The 6737-nt window shown below is 43.8% G+C and carries 7 protein-coding genes; all 7 read right to left on the minus strand.

The window, feature by feature from the left end; translation table 11 throughout:
• Positions 1 to 2: 2 nt before the first annotated feature.
• Positions 3 to 1166, minus strand: a complete 1164-nt coding sequence (locus LCH52_02590; GenBank protein MCA0387364.1) for an ABC transporter substrate-binding protein — start codon at positions 1164 to 1166, stop codon at positions 3 to 5.
• On the minus strand, positions 1129 to 2040 hold the full coding sequence (locus tag LCH52_02595; protein MCA0387365.1) for a tetratricopeptide repeat protein: 912 nt from the start codon (positions 2038 to 2040) through the stop codon (positions 1129 to 1131). Before LCH52_02595 ends, LCH52_02590 begins: the two co-directional genes overlap by 38 nt.
• Positions 2037 to 3575, minus strand: a complete 1539-nt coding sequence (gene guaA / locus LCH52_02600; GenBank protein MCA0387366.1) for a glutamine-hydrolyzing GMP synthase — start codon at positions 3573 to 3575, stop codon at positions 2037 to 2039. Before guaA ends, LCH52_02595 begins: the two co-directional genes overlap by 4 nt.
• A gap of 96 nt (positions 3576 to 3671) precedes the next feature.
• A complete protein-coding gene (gcvH, locus tag LCH52_02605; protein ID MCA0387367.1) occupies positions 3672 to 4055 on the minus strand; it encodes a glycine cleavage system protein GcvH in 384 nt (127 codons plus the stop codon).
• Positions 4056 to 4070: 15 nt separating this feature from the next.
• On the minus strand, positions 4071 to 5417 hold the full coding sequence (gene accC / locus LCH52_02610; protein MCA0387368.1) for an acetyl-CoA carboxylase biotin carboxylase subunit: 1347 nt from the start codon (positions 5415 to 5417) through the stop codon (positions 4071 to 4073).
• Positions 5418 to 5447: 30 nt separating this feature from the next.
• Positions 5448 to 5927: an acetyl-CoA carboxylase biotin carboxyl carrier protein gene (gene accB / locus LCH52_02615; GenBank protein ID MCA0387369.1), complete on the minus strand. Its 480-nt coding sequence runs from the start codon at positions 5925 to 5927 to the stop codon at positions 5448 to 5450.
• 26 nt (positions 5928 to 5953) lie between these two features.
• Entirely contained in the window at positions 5954 to 6517 is a 564-nt protein-coding gene (efp, locus tag LCH52_02620; protein MCA0387370.1) for an elongation factor P, read from the minus strand.
• Between the last annotated feature and the right edge of the window lie 220 nt (positions 6518 to 6737).

Consider the following 6737-nt stretch of genomic DNA (forward strand, 5'->3'; position numbering starts at 1 on the left):
AATCATATCTTCAATTTAAGAAAAAGGCTAAACTTTCCAAAATTATATTGCAAAATATTGAGAGAAAGGTTCGTTCTCCGGGCATCGAGTACTATTTTCCCTTTAATGCCGTCATAATCGATACCGCTCTGCACCTCATTCAGGAATGTACCCGGGTTAAAATTGTTTTTTGCGAGGAATTTAATGAGCATTGAAGTGGCGTCAAATCCGTAAAGCGCATTGCGATCAAAAAGATAACCGGTAAGTTCATAAAATTCCTTGTTCATTCTCTGATAATCCGGTTGAGTCATGTCAAGAAAGTAGTCGGAATCTATGTACATTGATGCGAGAAACGGAGCCGGTTCACTGAAAACATCGCTGAGAAGCCAGTCCTGATTGCCGTAAACATTTTTTGTAAATGCAAGATCTCTCAGTTTTTCATTCAGGAGAGCTGCATTTTTCACATCGCTTACAGGGAAATAGATACCGTCAAGTTTCTCATCGGCTTTTTCGATTTCCTCGATCAGGGATTCAAACTTTGTATCCTTCATATTATAGACAAGGGAAAGTGTCACCTTCCCGCCGAGTCTTTCAAATTCCTCCTTGAAACTTTCGGCAAGCTGGTTGGAATATCCTTCTTTTAGATAGACTATGCCGATTTTAGAGAGTCCGTGATAATTTCTGGCAAAACTTGCCATTATTTTCCCTCTCGTGGTAAAGGTCGGATTTGCCTGAATCACCAGATTGGACAATTGAGGCAGAGCGTCATCTGTGGCGGTCGGAGAGATAACCGGCAGACCAAGGTCGGAGAAAACCGAGATTACATCACGGGAATCCTTGCTCGAAGTGGATCCAATCACACCGCTTAGAGTTTTATCAACCGACAATTCCCGCTTCATGGATGCTATAACGCTGCTGTCGCTTTGGGTGTCCCTGATTAAAAGTCCCACTTTGGTTTCGCTGTTCTGATTGAAGATATGCACCGCATACTTGATCCCCTCAAGTACCTGATAAGACCTTCTTTCCAGATATGGCTTTCCCTTGTCTGTAAGTGGAAGAAGTACTGCGATATTGAACGACTGCTTCCCGGGCTGAGGATCATCCTGTGCAGAAGCCGCCACATTGGCAATAAAAATAATAAACAAGAATTTATATATCCTTGACAAGCTCATTATCTCTTCTTTCATTAAGTTCTTTTAGAACATCATTTGCAAACCGGTTGTCGGGGTTCAATTTTAATGCCGTCTCAAGGTAGCCGGCTGCCTCTTTATACCTGTTTCTCATCAGCAGCACCTTGCCGAGATAAGCATATATCTTCGATGAAGGCTCAAATTCTTCTATGTATTTTTTACAAAGAGACTCCAGTTTCGAAAATTCACGGTTTTTGTCGTAAATTTCGACAGCGAGTTCGAAAACCAGACGATTGCCCGTTCCAAGTTCTATGGCTATGGAAATCTGTGTGGATGCGTGTGAATTCATCCCTACAGACAAATAGTAGGCAGCCTGGTAGAAATAAACCTCCGGATTTGTCGGTGCAAGTTTTATCGCTTCCTCAAGATAGGGGAGTGCAACATGTGCCTGGTTCATCTCAAAATAACATCTCGCTATATAGAGGTATGACTCGCCAAGAAAGGCGGAGTTCTTTTCAAAATTCACAAAAGCGGTAAGATGTGTCGCCGACTCCCTGAACTTCCCGGTATGGAAATATGCCAGACCAAGAATAAAAAACGCAATCGGCTCGGCTTCCATCTCCACTCCGCCTAACACGGCGATCGATTCTTCCCACATCTGATACTTAAAGTAGAAGTGTCCCGTAAAGAGTCTCACTTCCAGTTCATCAGGCAGATGCTCTCGGAGTTCTGCCATAATCTTGAGGGCGGAATCCATTTTCTCCATATTCTCATAAATCTCTATGAGACGGAACCAGGCTGTGGTATCATCCGGGAAATCATCTATAATAGCCTGATAAAGTTGAATGGAATGAAGGATTTTTCCGCCGCCTTCAAATTCCTGAGCCCTCTTTAAACGATGGGTAAGCTCAAATTGTTTCTCGTTTTTCATTCCCACTCTATTGTTGCCGGCGGTTTCGAGCTGATATCATAAACAACCCTGTTTACGCCTCTTACATGATTAATAATTGAATTGGAGACATCGGCAAGGAAATCGTGGTCGAACCTGTACCAGTCGGCTGTCATTCCATCCACGGAAGTGACGGCTCTAAGAGCCAGGACATTCTCGTAGGTTCTTTGATCACCCATAACACCAACTGTCTGAACGGGGAGCAGTACCGTAAAAGCCTGCCAGATTTTATCGTACAGGTCATATTCCTTTATCTTGGCGATATATATCTCATCTGCGTTCCGAAGAATCTCCAGTCTTTCCTCCTGTATGTCACCGAGGACTCTTACAGCGAGTCCGGGACCGGGAAAGGGGTGCCTTTTTATCAGGTCTTCGGGAATGTCGAGAGAGAGCCCGATTTTCCTGACTTCATCCTTAAAAAGCTCGCGAAGAGGCTCAATTAGTTTCAAATTCATTTTTTCAGGAAGCCCGCCAACATTATGATGCGATTTTATTGTAACCGAAGCACCTTTTACGGGAACTGATTCGATTACATCGGGGTAGAGTGTGCCCTGAACAAGAAATGAAGCGTTTTCAATCTTTTTTGCTTCCTCTTCGAACACTTCGATAAAAGTATGTCCGATAATTTTTCTTTTTTCTTCAGGGGACGACACACCTGCAAGTCTCTCGAGAAAGAGTGCAGCAGCATCCACATGGATTATTTTCAGCCCGGTTCTTTCTCTTAACAGTTTTACAACCTTTGCAGATTCGTTTTTCCTCATAAGACCGTTGTCGATGTGGACGCAGACGAGGTTTTCACCGAGGGCTCTGTGAACGAGCACCGCTGCCACAGTCGAATCCACACCACCGCTCAATGCACAAATTGCGGTGGAACCACCCGCTTCATTTTTTATTTTCGCGATGCTTTCATCGATAAATGCACCCGGATTCCAGTCCGGTTTACAATTGCAAATCGAAAAAATAAAATTTGAGAGGATATCCTTGCCGTATCCGGTATGATACACCTCGGGATGGAACTGAAGGCCATAGACAGGTTTGTCATCCGAGACTATGGCACAATTTTCCGTGTTCGGAGATGATCCGATTTTCCGGAATCCGTAAGGAAGTGTCTTTACATGATCGCCGTGGCTCATCCACACTGTCGATTCAGATGGAATCCCTTCAAAAAGAGGATTTTCCTCCAAAACATTAAAAATTGCTTTCCCGTACTCTCTTTTATCGGCTTTTTCAACGATTCCACCCAGAGTGTAGGAGATCAACTGCAATCCGTAACAGATTCCCAGTACAGGGATGCCCATCGAGAAAATTTCCTCATCGATCATCGGAGCACTGTCATCCTTTACCGACATGGGACCTCCCGAAAGGATAATTCCTTTGGGATTGATCTCTTTTATCGTTTCAGGAGAAATGGTGTGTGGGTGAATGAGCGAAAAAACAGATAACTCCCTGACCTTTCGGGCGATCAGTTGAGTGTACTGAGAACCAAAGTCGATTATGAGAATCGATGATCCGGTCATAGAGTTTAAAACCTGGTTTATAAAGTGTCTGGATAAATTAAAAAAGAGGCTGTCTCACATGATGAAACAGCCCGGGGGAATAACAACTTTTAGAGACTACGCTCCAACAAGTTCACCATAAGCTGCAGCATCAAGCAGAGCATCAAGTTCGGCAGGATTTGCAATCTCTATCTTTATCATCCAGCCTTTGTCGTAAGGATCCTGATTAATGTTTTCAGGTGAATCGCCGAGAGAGGAATTAATCTCAACGATTTTACCGCTGCATGGTGCATAAAGTTCGCTCACTGTTTTTACAGCTTCTATGGTTCCAAAGTTCTCGTCAACGGAAAGTGAGTCGCCTTCAGCTTTTGTGATATCAACAAAGACCACATCACCAAGCTCACCCTGGGCATAATCGGTAATTCCGATATAGCCGGTGTTGCCTTCAATGCGAATCCATTCATGTTCTTTTGTATACTTTAAATCAGATGGAATATTCATCTTGTCTCCCGGGGGTTAATTTTTGTTTTTAGGTTTAAAATCTTCGAGGAACGATGTATCAAAGTCTCCCGAAATAAACCTTTCGTCTTCTAAAACATCAAGGTGGAAGGGGATTGTAGTCTTAATCCCTTCGATAATAAACTCACCCAGAGCCCGTTTAGCCTTCTGAATCGCTGAGGTTCTGTCTTTGTCCCAGACTATCAGTTTTGCAACCATCGAATCGTAATACGGAGGTATGGTGTATGACTGGTAGATGTGGGAGTCGATTCTTACTCCGAGCCCGCCGGGGAAATTGAGAGATTCAATCCTTCCGGGTGACGGTCTGAAGTTGTTATCAGGGTCTTCTGCGTTGATTCTAAACTCAAAGGCATGACCTTTGGGTCTGTTGTTGGGTGGTTCAATCACAAAGCCGGCGGCAGCGAGAATTTGCTGCTTTACGAGGTCTGTTTCATAAACCATCTCGGTTACGGGATGCTCAACCTGAATTCGGGTGTTCATCTCCATAAAATAGAAATTTTTGTCTTTGTCCAAAAGGAACTCCACAGTACCGACACTTTCGTAATTGATCGATTTTGCGGCTTTTACTGCGGCAGCTCCCATCCTGTCACGAAGTTCCTGATCGAGAGCCGGGGAGGGGGATTCCTCTATCAGCTTTTGGTGTCTTCTTTGTACGGAGCAGTCTCTTTCACCATAGTGATAATGGTTGCCGTGCTGATCTCCGATTACCTGCACTTCGACATGCCGGGGGTTCAAAACGAGTTTTTCAATATAAACATCACCATTACCAAAGGCTGCTTCGGCTTCCGCTCTTGCAGTTATGAATGCAAGATTAAATTCCGACTCCTCACGAACGACGCGCATCCCTTTTCCACCACCACCGGCAGAAGCTTTTATGATGACGGGGAATCCCATTGCAGTCGCTATTCTCTGAGCTTCTGCAGGATCATCAATAATGCCGTCACTTCCGGGGATAACAGGGACATTATGCTTTTTCATCGTGTCTTTTGCCACAGCCTTGTCGCCCATGGTGCGAATCATTTCAGCAGTTGGACCGATAAATTTAATGCCTGATTCGGCACAAATTTCAGAGAAATTAGCATTTTCCGCTAAAAATCCGTATCCGGGATGGATCGCATCGGCACCTGTAACATTTGCGGCTGACATAATCACGGGCACCTTCAGATAGCTGTTGCGGCTTTCTGCAGGCCCTATGCACACAGCCTCATCGGCAAAAGTTACATGGAGTGAGTTTTTATCGGCTTCCGAGTAAACAGCCACGGTCTTTATCCCGAGTTCCTTGCAGGCTCTGATAATCCGAAGGGCTATCTCACCACGGTTGGCTATAAGTATTTTCTTGAACAATCTTTACCTCAAATGAATTGTTGACCGTCTTTAATCGGGTTTAATAAGGAAAAGCAATTGTCCATATTCAACAGGCCTTCCGTTGTCAACCATTATTTTGGCAACTGTTCCTGAAATGTCGCATTCTATTTCGTTCATCAGTTTCATTGCCTCAACGATGCAGAGTACTGAACCCTGTTCCACTCTGTCGCCAACCTTTACATACGAATCGGCATCAGGAGCGGGTGAACGATAGAAAGTGCCAACGATCGGCGATTTAATTTCATGCAGCTTTTCATTGGCAGCCGGGGCTGACTCAGGTGCAGGAGCCGGTACTGGAGCCGCGTGTTGAGCAACCGGATGAGGTGCAGGGGCGCTCTGAGGGGCACCAACTGTGTAGTTTACAGCTCCGGGTGTTGCATTTCCATATTTGGAAATGTAGATTCTCGACTCTTTCTCTTCGATCTCGAGTTCAGAGATTCCGCTTGTTTCTACCAGCTTGACAAGACGACGGATTAAATTAATATCCATGTTTAACCTGTGTTATATTAAAAAAATTAAGATTTAACTCTTTCCATATAGTCACCCGTACGGGTATCTATCTTCAGAAGGTCATCTTCGTTAATGAAAAGTGGAACCATTACTGTGGCTCCTGTTTCCATTTTCGCAGGTTTTAACGCATTTGTTGCAGTGTCACCCCTGAATCCGGGTTCTGTTTCCACCACTCTAAGAGCTACATGTACGGGAAGTTCAACGCTCACGATTTTTTCGCCATCCATAAGCATGTCAACTTCGGTGCCCTCTTTTATAAACTTTATTCCGTCACCAAATGTGGCAACCGGTACATTCATCTGATCGTAGGTTTCGTTGTCCATGCAGACAAGTGATTCACCATCAGCATAAAGGTATTGGAATTTCCTTCGCTCCACCTTAACTATATCTATCCCTTCGCCTGACCGGAATGTATTGTCCAATACTCTCCCTGTGGTGAGACTTTTCAGAGAGGTACGAACAAATGCCCCTCCCTTGCCGGGTTTCACATGCTGAAACTCTACAACTGTAAACAAGTCGTTCTTAAATTTAATTATTAGTCCATTCCTGAGATCTGATGTATCAGCCATAGTCCTTTAAACATTTGTTGGGGAAAAAATAAAAACTGAACTTGCAAAATATCAATTTAACGGGAGAGTACAAAAAGATTAGCTATTAACTATTGTAATAACACAATAGAAATGACACTGCTACGACTCGATAGAAATGACACTCAAATTAATAAATTAGGTTTCAAAAACAGGAGACCTAAGATTGGGATCAACATTTCAAATGAGTCAAAGAGAAATA

The sequence above is a fragment of the Bacteroidota bacterium genome, assembly GCA_020161395.1.
Taxonomy (GTDB): domain Bacteria; phylum Bacteroidota; class Ignavibacteria; order Ignavibacteriales; family Ignavibacteriaceae; genus UTCHB3.

What these genes read in the sequence shown, in the direction of transcription:
- gcvH (MCA0387367.1), bottom strand. Translation starts at nt 4,055, where the DNA reads ATGAATATTCCATCTGATTTAAAGTATACAAAAGAACATGAATGGATT.
- LCH52_02590 (MCA0387364.1), bottom strand. Translation starts at nt 1,166, where the DNA reads ATGAAAGAAGAGATAATGAGCTTGTCAAGGATATATAAATTCTTGTTT.
- guaA (MCA0387366.1), bottom strand. Translation starts at nt 3,575, where the DNA reads ATGACCGGATCATCGATTCTCATAATCGACTTTGGTTCTCAGTACACT.
- accB (MCA0387369.1), bottom strand. Translation starts at nt 5,927, where the DNA reads ATGGATATTAATTTAATCCGTCGTCTTGTCAAGCTGGTAGAAACAAGC.
- LCH52_02595 (MCA0387365.1), bottom strand. Translation starts at nt 2,040, where the DNA reads ATGAAAAACGAGAAACAATTTGAGCTTACCCATCGTTTAAAGAGGGCT.
- efp (MCA0387370.1), bottom strand. Translation starts at nt 6,517, where the DNA reads ATGGCTGATACATCAGATCTCAGGAATGGACTAATAATTAAATTTAAG.